2 protein-coding genes and 2 pseudogenes are annotated in these 2,187 nt (G+C 42.3%); 3 read left to right on the top strand and 1 reads right to left on the bottom strand.

Annotation, left to right across the window (positions count from 1 at the left end; all coding sequences use genetic code 11):
• Positions 1 to 285: 285 nt before the first annotated feature.
• The gene (locus tag NWP17_RS06790; RefSeq protein WP_258004505.1) at positions 286 to 408 is read right to left on the bottom strand and encodes a hypothetical protein; all 123 of its coding nucleotides are present in this window, start codon (positions 406 to 408) and stop codon (positions 286 to 288) included.
• Between the two features lie 330 nt (positions 409 to 738).
• Between NWP17_RS06790 and NWP17_RS06785 the strand changes: the two genes are divergently transcribed.
• From NWP17_RS06785 to NWP17_RS06775, 3 genes and pseudogenes are all read left to right on the top strand, one after another.
• Positions 739 to 1,476: a sulfotransferase-like domain-containing protein gene (locus tag NWP17_RS06785; protein WP_280654155.1), complete on the top strand. Its 738-nt coding sequence runs from the start codon at positions 739 to 741 to the stop codon at positions 1,474 to 1,476.
• Between the two features lie 58 nt (positions 1,477 to 1,534).
• Positions 1,535 to 1,753: pseudogene (locus NWP17_RS06780) on the top strand (IS4 family transposase); the annotation flags it as partial.
• A gap of 163 nt (positions 1,754 to 1,916) precedes the next feature.
• Positions 1,917 to 2,187: pseudogene (locus tag NWP17_RS06775) on the top strand (glycine amidinotransferase); the annotation flags it as partial.

Raw genomic sequence — 2,187 nt, 5'->3', positions numbered from 1 at the left:
GGAAAACTGTTATTGGAAGACTACCAAGTCCTCACAGTAGATGAGTCTGCTATCATTGCTGAAGCACAATTGCAAGCCCAACAGATTTCTCAATGCGTAGCATCTGACCCTATCCACAAAAAAATGGTGCTGATGGCGGCGATGGCAAGGGGCCAATTGTAGGAATGGTCTTGAGTTATCTAGTAAGCTAAGTTGCCAACTAACAATTAAAAATACGAAGCAGGTGATAAGGCAGAATTACAGCAGGTTGTCTTTCGGATCGCTCGTTGGATCTTTGTACCTTCCCTAGTCATGGCGATCGCCCTCATCGTCTTCGCCCAACCCGTGATGAGCCTGTTCGGTGCAGAGTTTGCTGTGGCTCATTGGTAGCCGATACCATCCCTCCAACTGACTTGTCATGATAGTCATGGTGCGACTTTCCCTTCGGTACTGATAAACTGGGATTGAATCCCTTTCAGAGTCATCATGATAGATTTGGGAAGTCTAAATGTGGTCGAGAAGAAAGTGCTTTTCCCATGTTGAGAATAGTCACATTAACATCAGCATCAAAACGCCTAATTCTAGATTTTACCTATGGTTTCAGCCAAGGTAAAGGAACTGAGTCTAAATTACACGCCGTCATGAGATAATATGATTATTAATTTTCTGTATAGCCCAGTTAATTATACTTGATTGTAGGCTATTTTTAGCCTCTTCTAATGAAGAATCCAGACTAATCCTTATGTACGGGAATATGTTATGCAAGAAAAACGAATCGCAATGTGGTCTGTGCCACGAAGTTTGGGTACAGTGCTGCTACAAGCCTGGTCGAGTCGGCCAGATACCGTAGTCTTTGATGAACTTCTCTCCTTTCCCTATCTCTTTATCAAAGGGAAAGATATGGGCTTTACTTGGACAGACCTTGATTCTAGCCAAATGCCCCACGCAGATTGGCGATCCGTCATCGATCTGTTAAAGGCTCCCCTGCCTGAAGGGAAATCAATTTGCTATCAGAAGCATCAAGCGTATCATTTAATCGAAGAGACCATGGGGATTGAGTGGATATTGCCCTTCAGCAACTGCTTTCTGATTCGCCAACCCAAAGAAATGCTCTTATCTTTTCGTAAGATTGTGCCACATTTTACCTTTGAAGAAACAGGCTGGATCGAATTAAAACGGCTGTTTGACTATGTACATCAAACGAGCGGAGTAATCCCGCCTGTCATAGATGCACACGACTTGCTGAACGATCCGCGGCGAATGCTCTCCAAGCTTTGTCAGGTTGTAGGGGTTGAGTTTACCGAGACAATGCTCAGTTGGCCCCCCATGGAGGTCGAGTTGAACGAAAAACTAGCCCCTTGGTACAGCACCGTAGCAAGTTCTACGCATTTTCACTCGTATCAGAATAAAAATGAGTCGTTGCCGCTATATCTTGTCGATATTTGTAAACGCTGCGATGAAATATATCAGGAATTATATCAATTTCGACTTTATTAGAGAGTATTGGTAATGAAAATTTTGAATTAGTGAAGAAATAGAAGTTGAGAATATAGACCATCTAGGGATAGAGACTTATGCTGGACGGATTCAACAACATCAGGACAATTACCCACGTCAGAGTGATTTTAGCTTTGCTGTTTACGGACAATTATGGATTTATGGCATGGAACTATAGGCTGATTTAGCTCTAAGCTTAATTAGTCTTAAACCTCATAAACGCCTCTTTTTCAAGCGTGGCTTTCAGGCTCTATCCCTTATGAAACAAGCTGTTTGACCACTTTGTCACCCGGTAAGGAGAAAAACCTTAAACCCAAGCAGAAAAAATTAGCCCGTAAAAAAAAGGGAAGTAAATCAAGGAAATATAGGGTAATATATTTTTCACAAGTTTATCAATTGTAATCTACTTGATTCAGTAAATTAATTAAGGTGTTGAAGAGATGCAAACAAGAATTGTAAATAGCTGGAATGAGTGGGATGAACTAAAGGAGATGGTTGTCGGGATTGCAGATGGTGCTTATTTTGAACCAACTGAGCCAGGTAACCGCCCTGCTTTACGCGATAAGAACATTGCCAAAATGTTCTCTTTTCCCAGGGGTCCGAAAAAGCAAGAGGTAACAGAGAAAGCTAATGAGGAGTTGAATGGGCTGGTAGCGCTTCTAGAATCACAGGGCGTAACTGTACGCCGCCCAGAGAAACATAACTTTGGCC

This window comes from Chrysosporum bergii ANA360D, assembly GCF_029891735.1.
Taxonomy (GTDB): Bacteria; Cyanobacteriota; Cyanobacteriia; order Cyanobacteriales; family Nostocaceae; genus Umezakia; species Umezakia bergii.
Note: the sequence above shows the minus strand (reverse complement) of the source record. Positions and strands in the feature narration are given on the sequence as shown.

Bases quoted from the DNA above. Each gene is read 5' to 3' on its own strand.
- NWP17_RS06790 (WP_258004505.1), bottom strand. From the start codon at position 408: ATGACTATCATGACAAGTCAGTTGGAGGGATGGTATCGGCTACCAATG.
- NWP17_RS06785 (WP_280654155.1), top strand. From the start codon at position 739: ATGCAAGAAAAACGAATCGCAATGTGGTCTGTGCCACGAAGTTTGGGT.